Source organism: Rhodanobacter sp. IGA1.0 (assembly GCF_040208325.1).
GTDB lineage: Bacteria > Pseudomonadota > Gammaproteobacteria > Xanthomonadales > Rhodanobacteraceae > Rhodanobacter > Rhodanobacter spathiphylli.
This window is the reverse complement of record NZ_CP157948.1, coordinates 534,989-554,841: the sequence shown is the minus strand read 5'-3', so window position 1 is coordinate 554,841 and position 19,853 is coordinate 534,989. Positions and strand designations below refer to the sequence as shown.

Sequence of the window (19,853 nt, the reverse complement as noted above, 5' to 3'; positions counted from 1 at the left end):
GCCAGCTGAACCGCCGCCGCTTGTGGACGAACCCGCCCGCGGGATAATGACGCCCCCGCAAGGACACCCCATGCCTCTGCCTCGTTCCACGGCCACGGATTCGCTGCTTCGACACCCCGCCTTCGTCGCCTTCTGGTGCGCCCGGATCGCCTCGGGCTTCGGCTTCCAGATGCTGTCGGTGGCGGTCGGCTGGCAGATCTACGCGATCACTGGCCGCGCCTTCGACCTCGGCCTGATCGGCCTGGTGCAGTTCGTGCCATCGGTGCTGCTGGCCTTGCCGGCCGGCCATGTCGCCGACCAGTTCGAACGACGCCGCGTCGTGCTGCTGGGACAACTGGTGGAATGGATCGCCATCGCCGTGCTGGCCGGCATGAGCCTGGCCCACGGCATCCACGAGGCGGGCATCCTGCTGCTGGTGTTCGTGATCGGCATCGCCAAGGCCTTCGAATTTCCCGCGTTGCAATCGATGCTGCCGGCGCTGGTGCCGGCCACCGTGCTGCCCCGCGCGATGGCGGTGAACGGTTCGGCCGGCCAGGCGGCGATGATCATGGGGCCGGCGGTCGGCGGCCTCCTGTACGTGGCCGGCCCGGGCGTGGTGTACGCGACCTGCGCGGTGCTGTACCTGGTGTCGATCGTGCTGATGGCGCGATTGCGCTACGAACAGGCGCCGCCGAAGCGCGAACCGGCCACGCTGAAGACCCTGTTTGCCGGCGTGCACTTCATCCGTGGCCGCCCCGACGTGCTGGGCGTGATCTCGCTGGACCTGTTCGCCGTGCTGCTGGGCGGCGCCACCGCCCTGCTGCCGATCTTCGCCAGGGACATCCTGCATACCGGCCCGTGGGGCCTGGGCCTGTTGCGGGCCGCACCGGCGGTGGGCGCGCTGCTGATGTCGGTGTGGCTGGCGCACCATGACATGCAGCGGCGGGTCGGCATGATCATGTTCGCGTCGGTGGCGGGTTTCGGCGTGGCGACCCTGGTGTTCGCGCTGTCGACCGCCCTGTGGCTGTCACTGCTCGCGCTGTTCGCGCTGGGTGCATTCGACATGGTCAGCATGGTGATCCGCGGCGCGCTGGTGCAGCTGGACACGCCGGACGACATGCGCGGCCGGGTCAGCGCGGTGAACGCGATCTTCATCAACACCTCCAACCAGCTGGGCGAGTTCGAGTCCGGCATGCTGGCGGCATGGCTGGGCGCGGTGAACGCCACCGTGCTCGGCGGCGTCGGCACGCTGGTGGTGGTCGGGCTGTGGATGGCGGTGTTCCCGACCCTGCGCCGGCGCCAGCGGCTGCACGTGGAAACCGCCGCGCGGGAAGAACCGGCAGCGGATATTCTCTGACGTCTCTTCGCGTCTGGAACCGCACCGTGATCATCACCACGTCGCCCGCCGAATTCCTCGAAGCGTTTGCCACGCTGGCACCGTTGCCCGGCGCCGCCGCGACGGCACGTGCGGCCTTCATGGTGGCGCCCGCGGAGTTTGCGCTGGCGGCGGAATCGGCGCGCGACAACCGCTACATGGACATGGACCAGGTCGTCGACCCGCTCAAGGCGCTGGCCCAGCACGGCGCGCTGGCGCAGGCCCTGCGGGCGGACGTGCCGGTGATCACCTTCCCCGGCGATCCCGCCACACCCGACGCGGTGTTTCCCAACAACGTGTTCGCCACCGCGCCGGGCCGGCTGATCGTGGGCCGCATGCGTCATCCGGTGCGCCAGCGCGAGGCCGAACGCGCGGACATCCGCGCGTTCTTCGGCGACATGCTGGGCTACGACGAGATCGACCTGTCCGGCTGCGACGACCTGGTCGCCGAGCTGACCGGTTCGCTGATCATCGACCGCGCCCGCGGCGTCGGCTACTGCGGCCTCGGCGAGCGTTGCGACATGGCCGGCGCACGGGCGATGCTGAAGGCGTTCGAGCTGCGCCTGATGTTCTGCTTCGAACTGGCCGAGGGCGAATACCACACCAACGTGGTGCTGACCCTGCTGGCCAGCCGCGCCGCGATCATCGCCGCCGACGGCTTCCGCGATCCCGCCGCCGCGCAGGCGATCGCCGACGCCTGCGGCGGTCGTGCGCTCTGGATCAGCCCGGCGCAGAAACAGGCCTTCGCCGGCAATGCGATCGCCCTGTCGGACGAACGGGTCTGGATGAGCGCCTGCGCCGCGGCGTCCCTGACCGAGACGCAGTTGGCGACGCTGGGCGACTACGGCTTCGCGGTGGGGACGGTGGAGCTCGGCGAAATCGAGAAGGCCGGCGGCAGCCTGCGTTGCTGCGTGGGCGAGATCTACTGAGCCCCGATTTCCGTATGCGCGTTGCGCGGCACGCTTGTCCTCGTGCCACATCATCCTGCGGAAGCCACCATGATCACGGTCCATCACCTCGACAATTCGCGCTCGCAGCGCATCCTGTGGCTGCTGGAAGAGCTGGGCCTGCCCTACGAGATCAGGCGCTACCAGCGCGATCCGGAGACCATGCTGGCACCGCCCGAGTTGCGCACCGTGCATCCGCTGGGCAAGTCGCCGGTGATCACCGATGGCGAACTGACCCTGGCCGAGTCCGGCGCGATCATCGAATACCTGGCCGACCGCTACGGCGCCGGCGTGCTGATTCCCGCCCACGGCACGCCGGCGCGGTTGCGCTGCAACTACTGGCTGCACTACGCCGAAGGCTCGGCGATGCCGCCGTTGCTGCTGAAGCTGGTGTTCCGGAAGGTGGCGGCCGCGCCGGCGCCATTCTTCGTCAGGCCCGTCGCCGGGAGCATCGCGCGCAAGGTGATGCGCTCGTTCGTCGATCCGCAGCTGCGCCTGCACCTGGATTATCTGGAAGGCGCACTGGTCGGCAGGACGTGGTTCGTCGATGACGCCTTCGGCGCGGCGGACATCCAGCTGAGTTTTCCGCTGGAAGCCTTCGCCGCCCGTGGCGGACTGGACGCAAGCCACCCGAACCTGGCTGCCTTCCTGCAGCGCATCCACGCCCGCCCGGCCTATCGACGCGCACTGGAAAAGGGCGGCGATTACCGGCTTGGCTGAATGCAGGCCGCGCTTTCGCCGCTCCTGTTTACGCCTCGCTCACGGTGGCGCTGCCAGCCTGAGGGCTCAGACGCCAAGGAGACGATCATGCGCAAACACGATATCGGACGCCAGCTCCAGGACACCGCCGAGCGCGCCGGCGAGCGGGCCCGCCATTACGCCGACGGCGCCACCAGCAGCGCGCAGGACCTGCTGGAACGCGGGCGCCGCACCATCCGCCAGCGCTTCGACAAGCGGGCCGACTACCGCCGCCAGCTGAGCCGCGCCGCCGAGGATTTCGCCGACGAGGCGAACTACCAGTATCGCCGCCTGCGCCGCAAGGTGAACCGCCATCCGGCGGCCACCGTGGCGATCGTGGCCGGCACCATCGGCGCGTTCCTGCTGCTGCGCCGGGCGTTCCGCAGCGACGACGAGGATTGAATCCGCCCCGTCCACGCTATTCCTCCGCGCAATGAAAAACCCGCCGATCGGCGGGTTTTTCATTGGGACGTCCAGACGGCTCAGACGGCAAGCGGGTTCGGCTTGTCCTGGTCGAGCTTGTATTCCTTGATCGCCCGGCTCACGTCCTTCGCGTTCATCTTGCCGTCCTTCGCCAGCGCCGCCAGCGCCGCGTGCGCGATCCAGTAGCGATCCACCTCGAAGAAGTCACGCAGGTGCGCGCGGGTGTCCGAGCGGCCGTAACCGTCGGTGCCCAGCACGGTGTAGCGCATGCCGTCGGGCATGAAGGCGCGGATCTGGTCGGCGAACTCGCGCACGTAGTCGGTGGCGGCGATCGCCGGGCCGGAGCGTCCGTCGAGCAGGCTGGTGACGTACGGCACGCGCTGCTCCGCTTCCGGATGCAGGCGATTCCAGCGCTCGGCGTCGAAGCCGTCGCGACGCAGTTCGACGAAGCTGGGGCAGGACCAGATGTCGGACTTCACGCCGAAGTCCTTCTCCAGCAGTTCGGCCGCCGCGATCACTTCACGCAGGATCGTGCCCGAGCCCAGCAACTGCACGCGCGGCTCGCCCTTCTTCGGCTTGCCGCCGTCCTTGAACAGGTACATGCCCTTGATGATGCCTTCCTCGCTGCCCTTGGGCAGGTCGGGGTGGCTGTAGTTCTCGTTCATCACGGTGATGTAGTAGTAGTGGTCTTCCTGCTCCTGCAGCATGCTGCGCACGCCGTCCTGCAGGATCACCGCGACCTCGTAGGAGAAGGTGGGGTCGTACGCCTTCACGTTGGGGATCGCACCGGCCAGCAGGTGCGAGTGGCCGTCCTCGTGCTGCAGGCCTTCGCCGTTCAGCGTGGTGCGGCCGGCGGTGCCGCCGATCAGGAAGCCGCGCGCGCGCATGTCGCCCGCCGCCCAGCACAGGTCGCCGATGCGCTGGAAGCCGAACATCGAGTAGTAGATGAAGAACGGCAGCATCGCCTGGTTGCTGACCGAGTAGCTGGTCGCCGCCGCCATCCACGAGGCCATGCCGCCAGCCTCGCTGATGCCCTGCTGCAGCACCTGGCCCTTCTGGTCTTCGCGGTAGTACAGCAGCTGGTCGGAGTCCTGCGGCTTGTACTTCTGGCCGAACGGCGCGTAGATGCCGATCTGGCGGAACATGCCTTCCATGCCGAAGGTGCGCGCCTCGTCGGCCACGATCGGCACCACGCGCTCGCCAAGCTGCTTGTCGCGCAGCAGCAGGTTGATGCCGCGCACCAGCGCCATCGTGGTGGAGATCTCGCGCTCACCGGTGCCCTTGGTGATCTGCTCGAACGCGGACAGCTCCGGCGCCTTCAGCTTGGCCTCGGCCTTGCGCCGGCGCTGCGGCAGGAAGCCGCCCAGCGCCCGGCGGCGTTCCAGCATGTACTGCACTTCCGGCGAATCCATGCCCGGGTGGTAGTACGGCACTTCGTCGTGCAGCTTGTCGTCGGGGATCGGGATCTGGAAACGGTCGCGGAAGTGGCGCACCGATTCGTCGTCCAGCTTCTTCTGCTGGTGGGTGGGGTTCTGCGACTCGCCCGAACCCAGGCCCATGCCGTAACCCTTGACCGTCTTGGCCAGGATCACCGTGGGCATGCCCTTGGTGTTGGACGCCGCGTGGTAGGCCGCATAGACCTTGTGCGGATCATGGCCGCCGCGGTTCAGCCGCCAGATGTCGTCGTCGCTGAGGTTGGCGACCATCTCGCGCGTCTCCGGATACTTGCCGAAGAAATGCTCGCGGGTGTACGCGCCGCCGAACGCCTTGCAGGCCTGGTATTCGCCGTCGACGGTTTCCATCATCAGCTTGCGCAGCACGCCCTTGTCGTCGCGCGCCAGGAGCGGGTCCCAGTAACTGCCCCAGGCCAGCTTGATCGCGTTCCAGCCCGCACCGCGGAACACGCCTTCCAGTTCCTGGATGATCTTGCCGTTGCCGCGCACCGGGCCGTCCAGCCGCTGCAGGTTGCAGTTGATCACGAAGATCAGGTTGTCCAGGCCCTCGCGGCCGGCCAGCGAGATCGCGCCGAGCGATTCCGGCTCGTCGCACTCGCCGTCGCCCAGGAAGCACCAGATCTTGCGATCGCTCTTCGGCACCAGGCCGCGGTTCTCCAGGTACTTGAAGAACTGTGCCTGGTAGATCGCCTGGATCGGACCCAGGCCCATCGATACCGTCGGCACCTGCCAGTAATCCGGCATCAGCCACGGATGCGGATACGACGACAGCGCCCGACCCTTGCCCACCACTTCCATGCGGAACAGGTCGAGCTGGTCCTCGGCCAGGCGGCCTTCGAGGAACGACCGTGCGTAGACGCCCGGGCTGGAATGGCCCTGGTGGAATACCAAATCACCAGGGTGGTCGGCGCTGGGCGCCCGCCAGAAATGGTTGAAGCCCACGTCGTACAGCGTGGCGCTGGAGGCGAAGCTGGCGATGTGGCCGCCCAGCTCGCCGGGCTTGCGGTTGGCGCGCACCACCATCGCCATCGCGTTCCAGCGGATCAGCGAGCGGATGCGCCATTCCATCGCCGCGTCGCCGGGGCTCTTCGCCTCCTGGCTGGGCGGGATCGTGTTGACGTATTCGGTGGTGGGATTGAACGGCAGATGGCCACCCGAACGGCGGGTGGTGTCGACCATCTTCTCCAGCAGGAAGTGCGCGCGCTCGGTGCCGTCATGATGGATCACCGCGTCGAGCGAATCGATCCACTCGCGGGTTTCGGTGGGGTCGATGTCCTGGTTGAGGATATCGTCGAGCTGATCCATGAAGATTCTCCGCAGCGCCGTTGCAGCGCTCATGCTTGAGGGGGAATGCCCGCCGCCGGGGAGTGCGGCGGGAATCAACGTCCAAGTCTAGCCGCTGGGCCTGAGGCTAGCCAATCCGCCCGCCATGCGCCGGCGCATGGCGGGCGCCGCGAAACTTCAGCCCTGCGAACGATTTGCCGCGCGGATCTGCGCCTCGACGCACGCCACCGCGCTCATGTTGACCACGCGACGCACGGTCGACTGCGGCATCAGGATATGCGCCGGCTTGGCCACGCCCATCAGGATCGGCCCGATCACCACGCCGTCCGACAGCATGCGGGTCATGTTGTAGGCGATGTTGGCCGCGTCCAGGTTGGGGAACACGAACACGTTCGCCTTGCCCTCCAGCCGCGAATGCGGGAACAGCTTCTCGCGCAGCGCCGGCACCAGCGCCACGTCGGCCTGCATTTCGCCCTCCACTTCCAGCCGCGGTGCGCGGGCGCGGATCAGTTCCAGCGCCTTGCGCATCTTCTTCGAGCCGCAGGTGTCGCGGCTGCCGAAGTTGCCGCCGGAGAGCAGCGCGATCTTGGGCTGGATGCCGAACAGCTTCAGCCGGATCGACGCCTGCAGCGTGGCCTCGGCGATCTGCTCGGGGCAGGGATCGTCCTGCACGTGGGTGTCGAGGTAGAAGAAGGTGCCCTTGTCGGTGGACACCGCGGCCATCGCCGACGGTTCGACCACGCCCTCGTCCAGGCCGATGATGTCGCGGATGTAGCGCAACTTGCTCTGGTACTGGCCGACCAGGCCGCAGATCATCGCGTCCGCCTCGCCGCGCTCGACCATCAGCGCCGCGATCGCGGTCGGCCGCGAGCGGATCACCGCCTTGGCCATCGACGGCGTGACCCCGCGACGCTCCATCAGCCGGTGGTAATGCTGCCAGTAGTCGTCGAAGCGCGGGTCGGAGTTGATGTTGCATATCTCGATGTCGACGCCGGGCTGGATGCGCAGGCCGGCGCGCTTGATGCGCTTGTCGATCACCTCGGGGCGACCGATCAGGATCGGCTTGCCCAGGCCTTCGTCGACCACCACCTGCACCGCACGCAGCACGGTCTCTTCCTCACCCTCGGCGTAGACCAGCCGTGCGGGCGCGGACTTGGCCCGCTCGAACACCGGCTTCATCAGCAGGCCGGTGCGGAACACGAAGCTGGTGAGGCGATCGTTGTATTCGGCGAAATCGGCCATCGGCCGCGTGGCCACGCCCGAATCCATCGCCGCCTTCGCCACCGCCGGCGGCAGCTGCAGCAGCAGGCGCGGGTCGAACGGCTGCGGGATCAGGTAATTCGGCCCGAAGCTGGGCGGTTTGCCGCCGTAGGCGCGCGCGCTGACGTCGGACGACTCGCGCCGCGCCAGCGCCGCGATCGCCTTGACGCAGGCGATCTTCATCGGCTCGTTGATCACCGTGGCGCCCACGTCCAGCGCGCCGCGGAACAGGTAGGGGAAGCACAGCGCGTTGTTGACCTGGTTCGGATAGTCCGAACGACCGGTGGCCATGATGCAGTCCGGCCGCACCGCCTTGGCGTCTTCCGGGGTGATCTCCGGATTCGGGTTGGCCAGCGCGAAGATGATCGGCCGCTCGGCCATCGTGGCGACCATCTCCGGCTTCAGGATGCCACCGGCGGAGAGGCCCAGGAACACGTCCGCGCCATCGACGATCTCGGCCAGCGTGCGCGCTTTCGTGTCGCGCGCGTAGCGCTGCTTGTCGGGGTCGAGGTTGGTGCGCCCGGTGTGGATCACGCCGTCGCGGTCGAACGCCAGGATGTTCTGCGGCTTCACGCCCAGTGCCACCAGCATGTCCAGGCAGGAGATGCCCGCCGCGCCGGCGCCGGTGGTGGCCACGCGGATGTCCTCGATCTTCTTGCCGACCACCACCAGCGCGTTGATCAGCGCCGCGCCGACGATGATCGAGGTGCCGTGCTGGTCGTCGTGGAACACCGGGATCTTCATCCGCTCGCGCAGCTTGCGCTCGACGATGAAACACTCCGGCGCCTTGATGTCCTCCAGGTTGATGCCGCCGAAGGTCGGCTCCAGGCTGGCGATGATGTCGACCAGCTTGTCCGGGTCGTTCTCGTCGATCTCGATGTCGAACACGTCGATGCCGGCGAACTTCTGGAACAGCACGCCCTTGCCTTCCATCACCGGCTTGCTGGCCAGCGGGCCGATGTTGCCCAGGCCGAGCACCGCGGTGCCGTTGCTGATCACCGCCACCAGATTCGAGCGCGCGGTGTATTCGGCGGCGGTGGTCGGGTCCTCGACGATCGCGTCGCAGGCCGCGGCGACGCCGGGCGAATACGCCAGCGACAGGTCGCGCTGGGTCAGCAGCGAGGTGGTCGGGGTGACCTTGATCTTGCCCGGCCGGGGCAGGCGGTGATATTCGAGCGCGGCGAGGCGCAGTTCTTCGGGGAGGCTCATGGGATGCGTTGTTGTCCTTGAAGGAGCGTCGGCCGACAGTGCAGTCGACGTGCCGTGATGTTAACACCGGCGCGGCCTGCCCCGGTTCCGACCACGCCGCGGATTCACACGCCGGCCAGCCAGTCCTCGCCCTGCACCTGGCTCAGCTGGATGCCGTTGATGAAGACCGAAAAGGCCAGCTTGCCAGCCAGTCCATGCACGTGCTGCATCCACGGCGGCAGCCAGCGCGGCGGCAGGATCGCACCGGACTCGAAATGCGGCTGCAGCGCGATCACGTCGTGCAGGGTCAGCTTGCCGGCGAACAGGTGGCGCAGCAGATCCATCCGTCGCTGCCGCAGCGCCCAGCGGAAAAAAGTGTGCACGGTGAGCAGACCGGACAGGTAGACGTTGTCCTTGGCGAACGCCGCGCCGCCGCCCGGCGGCACCCCGCGGAACACCCGCTGGGCCGAGTGGAAGCTGTCCGCCGTGCTCTGCCCGCACAGGCTGAAATACTTGTGCACCTCGACGAAATCGGCACCGTTCAGCGCCATGTCGATGGCCAGGATGCGCAGGCTGATGCGCTTGAGCCGGGTGATGTCGATGGCGCCGGACATCAGTTCGGCGAACACCGCCAGGCCTTCCTGGGTGGCGGTGACCCGCGGCGAGGTGCGCGCCAGCGACGCCAGCAGCGGCTGCCGGCGGCCGTTCAGGGCGGTCAGCGAATGCACGAAGGCCTCGTGTGCCAGCAGTTGGTGGCGATCGTAGTCGCTGAAGCAGTCGCCACCGCGCAGACGGATGCGGGTGGCGCCGGCGGCGGCCTTGGCGGTCAGCTCGGGGTCCACTTCCACGCTGATCGTGCCGGCGCCGAAGAAGTCGTCGAGCGTGGCGGACAGGTCGGCGCGCAGCGCATCGGCCGGCATGTTCACGATGCTGTCGTCGGCGAGCAGGTCGGCGCCCAGCTCGTCGGACAGGGCGACGAAGTAGTGGGCGGCGTCCAGGTTGCTGCGCTGGCTGCCGGGGATCATGTCGTCCGGACGTCCGTACAGGGCGATCGACGGCGCGGTGACGCTCGCGCTGCCGACCGACTCCAGCATTTCGGCGGCGATGCGCCAGGACTCGGCGGTGCGCCGCAGGTAGTCGCCCAGCGGGTCGATGTCGAGCGGATCGCTGCCGCCAGCGGCGGCCTCGATCGCCGCCAGCTCGGCTCGCACGGCACCCAGCTCCGGCCGCGCGTACGTCACTTCCGGCAGGCTGAACCGGCCGCGGCTGTAGGCGTCGATCATGCGGTTTTCCAGCGACGCCGGCCACGCAACCGTGGGCAGGATGCGGATGCCGCGCACCGCCGCCAGCAGGCGCTGGTCGAGGGCGGCGTAGCGCTCAAGCCCCGGCATGACGGTGGAAGCCGGCGCGTTCATCGGGCAGCCTGCCTGGCGGCATCGACACGCCGGATCAACGCGGTGGCCACGGGATCGGGCTTGAACAGGTTGAACAATCCGCGCGGACTGGCCGGCATGAAGTTGAACTCGGAGCCGAGCGGGCCCGCGCTGCGCAGCATCACGGTGATTCGCCGGGGATTGGTCGTCGTGGTGGCATTGATGTTCATCACGTCGGCAAGTGGCACGCGACGCTTTTCGCCACGGTTGGTCACCACCAGCCAGTCGCCGTCCAGCCATACCTCGTCCATCAGGTCGAAGATCAGTCGACGAAAGACGACGAATCCGATCGCGGCCATCATCAAGGGCATGGCCAGGAAAATCAGGTCCGGTGGCCTGTCGTCGGCACTCCCGGGCTGGAGCCGTGCCCACAGCGAGAACGCGAAGAACAGCACGATGAATCCGAACCAGAGCACCGGAAACACCCGCTTGTAGAACCCGGTGCTGCTGGATGACAGTCGTTGCATGTGGCCCCCTGCGTCGGTGAGTAGATGCTCTTCGGTGCCTCGAGCGATCCTGGCAGGCGCTCTTCAGTCGCGCTCGCGCTGTCCGCGATGGCCGTGCGGCCGTTCGATCGGCCGACCGCCGCGCTGCTTGCGCAGACGCGCTTCCAGCGTGGCCGCCTGCTCCTCGCGCTCGTCGTGCAGCTTGAGGTAGTTGCGCCAGCGGCCGGGCGCCAGCTCGCCGTTGTCCAGCGCCACCTGCACCGCGCAGCCCGGCTCGCTGCCGTGCCCGCAGTCGGCGAAGCGGCAGGCTTCGGCCAGCGCCTCGATGTCGGCGAACAGGTCGAGGTTCTCCTCGCCGGTGAGCTTGAGTTCGCGCATGCCCGGCGTGTCGATCATGCAGCCGCCGCTGGGCAGCTGCAGCAGGGCGCGATGGGTGGTGGTGTGGCGGCCGCGGCTGTCGTGGCTGCGCACTTCGGCGGTGGCCATCGTGGCGGTGCCGAGCAAGGTGTTGGTCAGGGTCGACTTGCCGGCGCCGGACGAACCGACCAGCACCGCGCTGTCGCCCGGCCCCAGGTAGCGGGCCAGCAGGGCCACGCTGGCCGGGTCCTTGCCGTTCAAGGGATGGATCGGCACATCGGCCGGCAGCCGTGCGCGCAAGGCGGCGATCTGCGCGTCCGCGTCGTCGCGGGTATCCAGCTTGCTGAGCAGCACCACCGGCTGCGCGCCGGAGTCCTCGGTCAGCGACAAGTAACGCTCGATCCGCGCCGGATTGAAGTCGCCGTCCAGGCCGGTCAGCACCAGCACGTAGTCGATATTGGTGGCGATCAGCTGGCGCTCGTAGCGTTCGCCCGCGGCGGCGCGCGACAGCACGGTGCGCCGCGGCAGCACATTGACGATGTGCGGCGGCTTGCCGTCGCTCACTTCGACGAAATCGCCGACCACCGGCCGCTCGCCCGCATCGATGCCGCGCTTGAGATAGCGCCCGTCCGGCTGCGCGCCGAACAGCGTCTGGCCGTCGTGCAGCTCGTAGCCGGCCCGGTGCTGGGCAACCACCCGCGCCAACCGCAAGCCGCCGTCGGGCAGCCGGTCACCACGCCAGCCGATGCTGCGCAGGCGTTCGATCGTTTCGGAATCACTCATGGGGGAGATCAGTCGGCACGGTGCCGCTGATTATGCCCTGCCCGAAGATTGCCCGACGATGAACCGCAAAACGGCCGGCCAGCCCTCGCGCTGCACTGCATCACGCTGCTAGCATCGGGCTGCCGGCGGCACGACCGCCGCCGTCATCAACCTGCGACAAGGATACCGGCGTTGGTCTCGATCACACCCAGTGCGCACCTGGCGGACGTGCGCTATGAAATCCGCGGGGCGCTGACCCGGCGCGCGCGCGAGCTGGAAGCGGCCGGGCGCGACATCATCAAGCTCAACATCGGCAACCCCGGCCGCTACGGTTTCGAGGCGCCGGCGCGCCTGCGCGAGGCGATCGCCAGCCATCTGCACGACAGCGAGGCCTATGGCCACGAGCAGGGACTGGAGCTGGCCCGCGAGGCGATTGCCGCGCAGCAGCGCGCTCGCGGCGCCCGCGGCGTGGACGCCGAGCGGATCTTCATCGGCAACGGCGTCAGCGAGCTGATCGACCTGTCCCTGCGGGCGCTGCTGCGGGACGGCGACGAAGTGCTGCTGCCCAGCCCGGACTACCCCCTGTGGAGCGCCGCCACCATCCTCAACGGTGGCCAGCCACGCTATTACCGCTGCCTGGCGCGCAACGGCCACCTGCCCGACCCGGACGAGATCGAGGCGCTGATCGGCCCGCGCACCCGCGCCCTGGTGCTGATCAACCCGAACAATCCCACCGGCGTCACCTACCCGCGCGCGATGCTGGAACGGCTGGTGACGATCGCGGCGCGCCATCGGCTGCTGCTGCTGGCCGACGAGATCTACGACGAGATCCTCTACGACGGCGCCCGGTTCCAGCCGCTGGCCGAAGTGGCCGGCGAGCTGCCCTGCCTCAGCTTCGGCGGCCTGTCGAAAGTCCATCGTGCCTGCGGCTACCGGGTCGGCTGGATGAGTCTTTCCGGCGACCCGACCCACAGCGCCGCCTATCGCGACGCACTGCAGCTGCTGGCCGCGTTGCGCCTGTGCGCCAACGTCACCGCGCAGTGGGCGGTGCTGCCCGCGCTGCAGGACGCGCCCACGATCGGCACGCTGACCGCGCCGGGCGGCCGGCTGCATGAGGCGCGGCGGGCCGTGCTCGACGGCGTGGCCGCCAGCGAATACCTGGAACTGGTCGCACCCGATGGCGCGCTCTACGCCTTCCCCCAGGTACGCGCCGACCGCATCCCCGGCTTCGATGACGAAGCGTTCGCGCTGCGCCTGCTGGAAGAGGAGTCGGTGCTGGTGGTGCCCGGCAGCAGCTTCAACGTGCCGCGCAGCCGCCACTTCCGGCTGACCCTGCTGCCGCCGCCGGCGCAATTGCATGAGGTGTTCGTGCGCATCGAACGGGTGCTGGCGGGAATGGCGCGCGAGCAGTCGCCCGCCGCCGCGGTGGCCTGAACGCCGTGCCGACGGGTTATCTCGCGCTCGGCGATTCGTACACGATCGGCGAGGCCGTGGCGGCCGATGAACGATGGCCGGCCCTGCTGGTGCGGCAGCTGCGGGCCGATGGCCTGCCGATCGACGAGCCGCAGATCATCGCGGTCACCGGCTGGACCACCGACGAACTGGCGCAGGGCATGGACCAGGCTGCGCTGCACCCGCCCTACGCGCTGGTCAGCCTGCAGATCGGCGTGAACAACCAGTATCGCGGCCGGCCGGCCGACGAATACCGCACGCAGTTCGCCGCGCTGCTGGCCCGCGCCACGGCACTGGCGGGCGGCCGCGCCGCCCGCGTGGTGGTGGTGTCGATTCCCGACTGGAGCGTCACCCGCTTCGCCGGCGAACAGGGCCGCGACCGCTCGGTGATCGCGGCGGAACTGGACGTCTACAACGCGATCGCCCGCCACGAGAGTGCGCGCGCGGGTGCCGGTTTCGTCGACATCACCGGCATCTCGCGGGCGCATCCACAGCTGGTCGCCGCAGACGGACTGCATCCTGCCGCCGACCAGTACCGGCGCTGGCTGGCCGCGATCGCACCGGTGGCGGCGGACGCCTTGCGCACGCAGGACTGATCGCCCGCCGCCCCGACTCAGTTGCGCATCAGCCTGCCCGCCACCCGCGCCGACAGCACGCGTGGCGTCAGCCGGATCGAGTGGGCCATCAAGGCGTTGACCCAGCCCGTGATCACCCCGGCGCGCCCGGCCAGCATCGCGTCGATGCCGCGCCTGGCCACCGCCGGCGCCTCCATCCGGGTCAGCCGCTGGTACCAGGTGGCCCGCTGGCCGGAGACTTCGAGGAAACGGGTGGCGGTGACCCCGGGGGAAACCACGGTGCAATGCACGCCGCTGCCCCGCAGCTCCTCGTCCAGCGCGTGGGAGAACGCCAGCACGTAGCTCTTCGCCGCCGCGTAGGCGGCGTAGCCCGGAGTAGGCTGGAACGCGCCGGTCGAAGCCACCTGCAGCACGCGGCCGTAGCCGCGCTGGCGCATGCCCGGCAGGAACAGCCGGGTCAGATGGGTGAGCGCCATCACGTCCACCATCAGCATGCTTTCCAGGCGCGCCCAGTCGGTGTCGGCAAATTCGCCGAACACGCCGAAGCCCGCGTTGTTGACCAGCGCATCGATCTGCACGCCGGCGCTGGCCAGGTTCGCCAGCAGCGCTTCGCGCGCGCCCGCGTCGGCAAGGTCAGCCGGATGCACCTGCACCATCGCACCGTCGGCGCGCAGTTCGTCGGCCAGTTGCTGCATCGGCGCCTCGCTGCGCGCCACCAGCACGAGGTTCCAGCCACGCCGTGCCAGTTCGCGGGCAAAGGCCACGCCCAGCCCGCTGGAGGCGCCGGTCACCAGGGCGGTGCGGTGATCAGGTTCGGGGGTCATGCAAGGTCTCCGGGCAGGTGCGCAAGCCGGCAATCAGGGCCAGCAGAAGTCGCCGCAGTTCGGCGGAAAAGTCGATCACGAAGCCGGACAGATCCGGCGCAGCCAGCAGCGCGGCCCGCAACGGCGCCGGCGGCGCCGCCATCTGCGCCAGACCGGGGACGATCGCCTGCAGCCACAGCAGCAGGCGGCTGCCGGCACCGGGCGGCAGCTGCAGCACCTGTTCCAGCGCGGCACCGCTGGCGCTCACCCGCTGCGCCAGTTGCCGCTTGAACGCCAGCACCTCGGCCACCGGCACGTTGTGCTCCAGCACGGCATGCAGTACGCCCATCAGCTGCAGCAGCAGCGGGCGCCGGACAAAGTCCTGCAACAGTTCGTCGATCCAGCCGTCGAGATCGGTGGCGGCGGACGCCTGCAACTGCGCATCGAAGGCATCGAACCAGCCGAGGTAGTGCTCGGCCAGCAGTTGCAGGAACAGCGCCTCGCGGGTGGGGAAATACAGGTAGCTGGTGCCCTTGGCCACGCCGGCGGCCGCGGCCACGTCGCTCATCGTGATCGCCGCATACGGTCGCGCCGACAGCAGCCGCAGCGCGGCGGCAAGAATTTCGCTGCGGCGGCGATCCTTCAGGTCGGCGCTGACGGCGCGCCGCCCTGGACCGATTATGGCGAAAGTCTTGTTGACCATGGGTCATTTATAAATGACCGGAAGTCATTTTTCAACCTGATCCGGGTCAAGTCAGCCGGCCCCGCAGGCGCGGTATCATGGACGGTCTCCCACCCGATCTTCAGGAATCACGCCATGTCGCTCGATCCCGGCACCCGCGAACGCATCGAAACCCTGCTCAGGGAGCACCGCGTGGTGCTGTTCATGAAGGGCAACCGCAGCCAGCCGATGTGCGGCTTCTCCGCTGCCGCCACCAACACGCTGAACGAGCTGTTGCCGGAATACCACACGGTCAACGTGCTGGACGACCCGGAGATCCGCGAAGGCATCAAGGCGTTTGGCGACTGGCCGACGATTCCGCAGCTGTACGTGGAAGGCGAACTGGTCGGCGGCGCCGACATCATTCGCCAGATGTACGGCAGCGGCGAACTGCACCAGTTGTTCGGCGTGTCCGCGCCGGATCGCACGCCGCCGGACATCACCATCACCGACGCCGCCGCCGAGGCGATCCGCCAGGGCACCGCGAATGCGCAGGGCGTGGCGCTGCATCTGGAGATCGGCCCCGATCACAGCGCCGGCTTCCAGTTGGCGCCGGCCAGCGAGCACGACATCGTGGCGGTGGCCAACGGCCTGGAAGTGCATTTTGATCCGGCCAGCGCACAGCGTGCCCGGGGCATCGTGATCGACTGGGTATCCACCGTGCAGGGCGAAGGCCTCAGCCTGAAATTCCCCGGCGCGCCCGAGATCTAGCCATTCAAGGGGTCGGCAAACTGACCTTCAGTGATCTCGCCTGATTCGACGAAAGCGTCCGTGCCTCCGCGGGGTCGGCGAACGCACGCGCACGCTTTCATGCGCCATGAGGCCGCCCCGTCTCGGCGGCGCCGCGGCTTCTCGCTTTGTTCGAACCCGGCAGAAGGAACGAATGGATGCCCCGGTCGCAATGCAACAGAAGCGGATCGCGCCGAGACCTGACCGCGCCGTGATCTAGCATTCAAAACGCCCTTCGCCCGGGCGTTTTTTTATGCTTGGTGCCCGTCAATACGTTCATCATGCATTAATAAATAAAATACGACGCCGCAAATAACGGCGTAAATACGCAATTATTTGCGACTCATTTCTCCGTTATTTTTTGCACTTGGGTGCAACTCCGGCGTTGTTCCGATGAATATCGTTAATACATGCGAATTACACATGTTTTTACGCACAAGCACAAAGCAGGCCACCGGTGCCATGTTCGATTTATTTCTGGTTTCATAACTCTTGCGTAACGTTTTTGTGCGTCGTAACTTGTCTGCACGAAGATGACTGCACCCGCCTGTGACGACATTTGGTACACCGTCAAACACAGATGCCAGCGCATCGAAAGCCGGAAAGGACACACCGTCAAAAGGGTGGCCACGGAAGGGCAGAAGCCTTCGGAAACAAATACTTGTTCAAATTCAGTTTGCAGCCTGTTTATTTGCTGCGTATTTGGGGAGGCGCCGCACCAGCTGCGCCAAACCTCTCAACGGAGGGTGAGTTAATGAAGTCCACTTTACATAGGCCTGTCTCCAACAAGACGCTGGGGCGTCGTACTGCGGTAGCACTTGCCATCGCCGTTGGATTCGGCATGACAGGGGCGGTCTACGCCCAAGCCACAACCGGCAGCATCTTTGGTCAGGCGCAATCCGGCGATTCCGTGCTGGTCAAGAGCTCGTCCGGCGTCACCCGCCAGGTAGACGTGGATTCGACCGGTCACTACACCGTGAACTCCCTGCCGCTGGGCAACTACACGGTCACGCTGCAGCATGACGGCCAGACCGTCGACTCGCGCTCCAACGTCACCTTGCGTGTGGGCTCGGGTACCGAAGTGTCGTTCGGCGGGCAGAATGCCCAGACCCTGTCGGCGGTGACGGTGCAGGCCAATGCCCTGCCCAGCATCGACGTCAGCGGCGTCGACTCCCGCACGGTCATCACCGCCGATCAGCTGGCCCGTCTGCCGTTGGCGCGCAGCGCCGAGGCCATCGCCTTGCTGGCTCCTGGCGTGGTCCAGGGTAGCGGCCTGTTCACCAATCTGACCGGTGGCTCGGTGGTCTCGTTCGGTGGCTCCTCGGTGACCGAGAACGCGTATTACATCAACGGCTTCAACACCACCGATCCGCTCAGCGGCTTCGGCGGCATCACCCTGCCGTATGGCGCCATTGACCAGCAGGAAATCATGAGCGGCGGCTACGGCGCCGCTTACGGTCGTTCCGACGGCGGCGTGATCAGCCAGGTCGGCAAGCGCGGCACCAACGAGTGGCACTTCGGTGGCCAGATCCAGTGGACCCCGAAGGATCTGCGTTCCGATCCGGATAACTGGTACTACGTCAACAAGGACGGTTCGCAAGGCAAGTTGCGCCAGTACCGCAAGAACAACAAGTCGTGGACCACGACGGTCGACGCCTATGTCGGCGGCCCGCTGATCAAGGACAAGTTGTTCATCTTCGCGGCCGTCGAGGCCGAACGCCAGCAGGGCGAGTCGACCGGTGCGAACGTGGCGCCGTTCGTCGACCACTACCGCTATGACAACCCGAAGTGGTACGGCAAGCTGGACTGGAACATCACCGATAGCAACATCCTCGAGCTGACCGGTGCGTCGAACAAGTCGTCCTACCAGGGCGTCTTCAACGACTTCGACTACGCCACCCTGAAGGAAGGCGGCTTCAACAGCAACGACACCCATACCAAGAACGGTGCGGATGTCTATTCGGCCAAGTTCACCAGCTACATCACCGACGACCTGACCGTGACGGCCCTGTACGGCAAGATGAAGGGCACCTGGTACAGCAGCATCGCCGACTACGATCCGACCTATCCGTACCTGTTCACTCCCAACGAACAGAACCCTGCTCTGAATGGCGGCTCGCCGATCACCAACAGCCAGACGGTGTCGACGATCAACCTGCCAGACCATCGTTCGACCAATACGAACCTGCGCATCGATCTGAGCTACAAGCTCGGTGACCACACGCTGACCGCCGGTATCGACAACCAGGATCAGAAGAACGTCGATGGCGGCACCAAGTTCCCCGACGGCGGCCTCGGCTACGCCTGGGAATACAACCCGCCGGTGGACGGCACCGATCCGAATGCCTACATCGTGGGCGGTCCGGGCACGGCTCAGCCGGGCGCCGACTGGCGGAACTCGCCGTGGGTGGCGGGCGCGGGCGGCTACGCCGGCGGCGAAGATGGCTACTACGTGGCCAAGTACCAGTACCACGACAACGCTTCGGTTCGCGTGGCACAGCGCGCCCAGTACGTTGAGGACAGCTGGCAGGTGAACGATCGCTGGTTGGTCAAGCTCGGTCTGCGCAATGACCAGTTCACCAACTACAACGCCGTGGGCGAACCGTACCTGCGCCTGACCAGCCCGCAGTGGGCGCCGCGCGTGGGCTTCAGCTGGGACGTGAACGGTGATTCCAGCTTCAAGGTCTACGGCAACGCCGGCCGCTACTACCTCGCGCTGCCCACCAGCGTGGCGCTGCGCTCGGCCGGTACCTCGCTGTACACCCGCCAGTACTACACCTACACCGGCATTGATGCCAACGGCATCCCGACCGGCCTGACCCCGATCGACACCTATCTGGGTGCCGGTGCACCGGTGTCGGCCAACGGCGAGTACGGCCAGGCCCGCGATCCGAAGACCTCGGCGTCGACCAACCTGAAGTCGGAATATCAGGACGAGTACATCTTCGGCTTCGACAAGAAGCTGGGCGACTCCTGGGTCTATGGCGCCAAGGCGACCTACCGCAACCTGCGCAACGCGATTGACGACGTGGGCGACAACATCTCGATCATCGCCAAGATGAACGCGATGGGCATCGACCCGAACAGCTACGACGCCACCCGCGTGCCGGCGAGCATCCTGATCAACCCGGGCAGCACCTCCTACTTCAACATTCCGAAGCTGGGTGGCGGCTACTACACCGTGCAGATGGACTGGAAGAACGACTTCCACTTCAACACCACGATGAAGCGCAAGTACTACGGCCTGGATCTGTATCTGGAACATCCGTTCGACGGCAAGTGGTACGGCAAGGTCGACTACCTGTTCTCGCGCAGCTACGGCAACAGCGAAGGCCAGGTGCGCACGGACATTGGTCAGACCGACGTGTCGGCAACGGTGGACTGGGACTACGCCCAAGTCATGGACTACGCGAACGGCGCACTGGCCAACGACCGCCGCCACCAGATCAAGGCGTACGGCTCGTACCAGATCGCACCGGAGTGGATGCTGTCGGGCAACCTGGCAATCCTGTCCGGCTCGCCGAAGACCTGCCTGGGCTACTATGGCGCCGACCTGACCAACCCGGGTCTGGGTTATGGTCCGTACTATCACTTCTGCAACGGCGTGCCGTCGTCGCCGGGTGATACGCGCAACCCGTGGACCTACACGCTCAGCCTGAGCGCGGAATACCGGCCGGAGTGGGCGGGCAAGAAGCTGGCGTTCAACGCGATGGTCAACAACGTGTTCGACAGCCAGAAGATCACCCAGACCTATCCGATCTCGACCAGCTCAAGCTATCTGCGCCCGTACAGCATGCAGACGGGTCGTTACTTCCGCTTCGGCGTGTCGTACGACTTCTGATGATCTGAAGTAATACACGTGTGGTAGTTGCAAGAAGGCCGCCGGGTTACCCCGGCGGCCTTTTTTATGTCAGATGGAAGCTTCCC

14 protein-coding genes and 1 pseudogene are annotated in these 19,853 nt (G+C 67.0%); 8 read left to right on the top strand and 7 right to left on the bottom strand.

Going from position 1 to position 19,853, the window contains the following annotated elements:
• The first annotated feature begins 70 nt into the window (after positions 1 to 70).
• The 4 genes from ABNK63_RS02350 to ABNK63_RS02335 all read left to right on the top strand — a co-directional run bounded on the left by ABNK63_RS02350 (position 71) and on the right by ABNK63_RS02335 (position 3,441).
• Positions 71 to 1,336 carry an MFS transporter gene (locus tag ABNK63_RS02350; RefSeq protein ID WP_350016586.1) on the top strand — a complete coding sequence of 422 codons (1,266 nt, stop codon included), beginning with the start codon at positions 71 to 73 and terminating at the stop codon, positions 1,334 to 1,336.
• Positions 1,337 to 1,365: 29 nt separating this feature from the next.
• Positions 1,366 to 2,283, top strand: a complete 918-nt coding sequence (locus tag ABNK63_RS02345; protein ID WP_350017179.1) for an arginine deiminase-related protein — start codon at positions 1,366 to 1,368, stop codon at positions 2,281 to 2,283.
• Positions 2,284 to 2,352: 69 nt separating this feature from the next.
• A complete protein-coding gene (locus ABNK63_RS02340) occupies positions 2,353 to 3,021 on the top strand; it encodes a glutathione S-transferase (protein ID WP_350016585.1) in 669 nt (222 codons plus the stop codon).
• Between the two features lie 87 nt (positions 3,022 to 3,108).
• A complete protein-coding gene (locus ABNK63_RS02335; RefSeq protein ID WP_007807459.1) occupies positions 3,109 to 3,441 on the top strand; it encodes a hypothetical protein in 333 nt (110 codons plus the stop codon).
• Between the two features lie 80 nt (positions 3,442 to 3,521).
• On the opposite strand, the gene aceE is transcribed toward ABNK63_RS02335, so the two are convergent.
• The 5 genes from aceE to rsgA all read right to left on the bottom strand — a co-directional run bounded on the left by aceE (position 3,522) and on the right by rsgA (position 11,667).
• Positions 3,522 to 6,221: a pyruvate dehydrogenase (acetyl-transferring), homodimeric type gene (gene aceE / locus ABNK63_RS02330; RefSeq protein ID WP_007807466.1), complete on the bottom strand. Its 2,700-nt coding sequence runs from the start codon at positions 6,219 to 6,221 to the stop codon at positions 3,522 to 3,524.
• A gap of 156 nt (positions 6,222 to 6,377) precedes the next feature.
• On the bottom strand, positions 6,378 to 8,669 hold the full coding sequence (locus ABNK63_RS02325) for an NADP-dependent malic enzyme (RefSeq protein ID WP_007807468.1): 2,292 nt from the start codon (positions 8,667 to 8,669) through the stop codon (positions 6,378 to 6,380).
• Positions 8,670 to 8,773: 104 nt separating this feature from the next.
• Entirely contained in the window at positions 8,774 to 10,063 is a 1,290-nt protein-coding gene (locus ABNK63_RS02320; protein ID WP_350016584.1) for a flavohemoglobin expression-modulating QEGLA motif protein, read from the bottom strand.
• Positions 10,060 to 10,548, bottom strand: coding sequence for a hypothetical protein (locus tag ABNK63_RS02315; RefSeq protein ID WP_350016583.1), 489 nt, complete (start codon positions 10,546 to 10,548; stop codon positions 10,060 to 10,062). Before ABNK63_RS02315 ends, ABNK63_RS02320 begins: the two co-directional genes overlap by 4 nt.
• A gap of 63 nt (positions 10,549 to 10,611) precedes the next feature.
• Positions 10,612 to 11,667, bottom strand: a complete 1,056-nt coding sequence (gene rsgA, locus ABNK63_RS02310) for a ribosome small subunit-dependent GTPase A (RefSeq protein ID WP_007807475.1) — start codon at positions 11,665 to 11,667, stop codon at positions 10,612 to 10,614.
• A gap of 171 nt (positions 11,668 to 11,838) precedes the next feature.
• Here rsgA and ABNK63_RS02305 point away from each other — a divergent pair, with 171 nt between their 5' ends.
• Both ABNK63_RS02305 and ABNK63_RS02300 read left to right on the top strand, forming a co-directional pair.
• The gene (locus tag ABNK63_RS02305; protein ID WP_350016582.1) at positions 11,839 to 13,080 is read left to right on the top strand and encodes an aminotransferase class I/II-fold pyridoxal phosphate-dependent enzyme; all 1,242 of its coding nucleotides are present in this window, start codon (positions 11,839 to 11,841) and stop codon (positions 13,078 to 13,080) included.
• Positions 13,081 to 13,085: 5 nt separating this feature from the next.
• Complete coding sequence (locus ABNK63_RS02300) at positions 13,086 to 13,694, top strand: SGNH/GDSL hydrolase family protein (protein WP_350016581.1); 609 nt, start codon at positions 13,086 to 13,088, stop codon at positions 13,692 to 13,694.
• Between the two features lie 17 nt (positions 13,695 to 13,711).
• Here ABNK63_RS02300 and ABNK63_RS02295 read toward each other — a convergent pair whose 3' ends face one another.
• Positions 13,712 to 14,497: an SDR family oxidoreductase gene (locus ABNK63_RS02295; RefSeq protein ID WP_350016580.1), complete on the bottom strand. Its 786-nt coding sequence runs from the start codon at positions 14,495 to 14,497 to the stop codon at positions 13,712 to 13,714.
• Complete coding sequence (locus ABNK63_RS02290) at positions 14,481 to 15,179, bottom strand: TetR family transcriptional regulator (RefSeq protein ID WP_350016579.1); 699 nt, start codon at positions 15,177 to 15,179, stop codon at positions 14,481 to 14,483. Before ABNK63_RS02290 ends, ABNK63_RS02295 begins: the two co-directional genes overlap by 17 nt.
• A gap of 114 nt (positions 15,180 to 15,293) precedes the next feature.
• Here ABNK63_RS02290 and grxD point away from each other — a divergent pair.
• Both grxD and ABNK63_RS02280 read left to right on the top strand, forming a co-directional pair.
• Positions 15,294 to 15,905 (top strand): annotated as a pseudogene (gene grxD / locus ABNK63_RS02285) (Grx4 family monothiol glutaredoxin); the annotation flags it as partial.
• A gap of 862 nt (positions 15,906 to 16,767) precedes the next feature.
• Positions 16,768 to 19,767: a TonB-dependent receptor gene (locus ABNK63_RS02280; RefSeq protein ID WP_350016578.1), complete on the top strand. Its 3,000-nt coding sequence runs from the start codon at positions 16,768 to 16,770 to the stop codon at positions 19,765 to 19,767.
• Positions 19,768 to 19,853 lie beyond the last annotated feature (86 nt).

Coding starts and splice junctions, on each gene's coding strand:
- ABNK63_RS02350 (WP_350016586.1), top strand. CDS start 71: ATGCCTCTGCCTCGTTCCACGGCCACGGATTCGCTGCTTCGACACCCC.
- ABNK63_RS02340 (WP_350016585.1), top strand. CDS start 2,353: ATGATCACGGTCCATCACCTCGACAATTCGCGCTCGCAGCGCATCCTG.
- ABNK63_RS02335 (WP_007807459.1), top strand. CDS start 3,109: ATGCGCAAACACGATATCGGACGCCAGCTCCAGGACACCGCCGAGCGC.
- aceE (WP_007807466.1), bottom strand. CDS start 6,221: ATGGATCAGCTCGACGATATCCTCAACCAGGACATCGACCCCACCGAA.
- ABNK63_RS02325 (WP_007807468.1), bottom strand. CDS start 8,669: ATGAGCCTCCCCGAAGAACTGCGCCTCGCCGCGCTCGAATATCACCGC.
- ABNK63_RS02320 (WP_350016584.1), bottom strand. CDS start 10,063: ATGAACGCGCCGGCTTCCACCGTCATGCCGGGGCTTGAGCGCTACGCC.
- ABNK63_RS02315 (WP_350016583.1), bottom strand. CDS start 10,548: ATGCAACGACTGTCATCCAGCAGCACCGGGTTCTACAAGCGGGTGTTT.
- rsgA (WP_007807475.1), bottom strand. CDS start 11,667: ATGAGTGATTCCGAAACGATCGAACGCCTGCGCAGCATCGGCTGGCGT.
- ABNK63_RS02295 (WP_350016580.1), bottom strand. CDS start 14,497: ATGACCCCCGAACCTGATCACCGCACCGCCCTGGTGACCGGCGCCTCC.
- ABNK63_RS02290 (WP_350016579.1), bottom strand. CDS start 15,179: ATGGTCAACAAGACTTTCGCCATAATCGGTCCAGGGCGGCGCGCCGTC.
- ABNK63_RS02280 (WP_350016578.1), top strand. CDS start 16,768: ATGACAGGGGCGGTCTACGCCCAAGCCACAACCGGCAGCATCTTTGGT.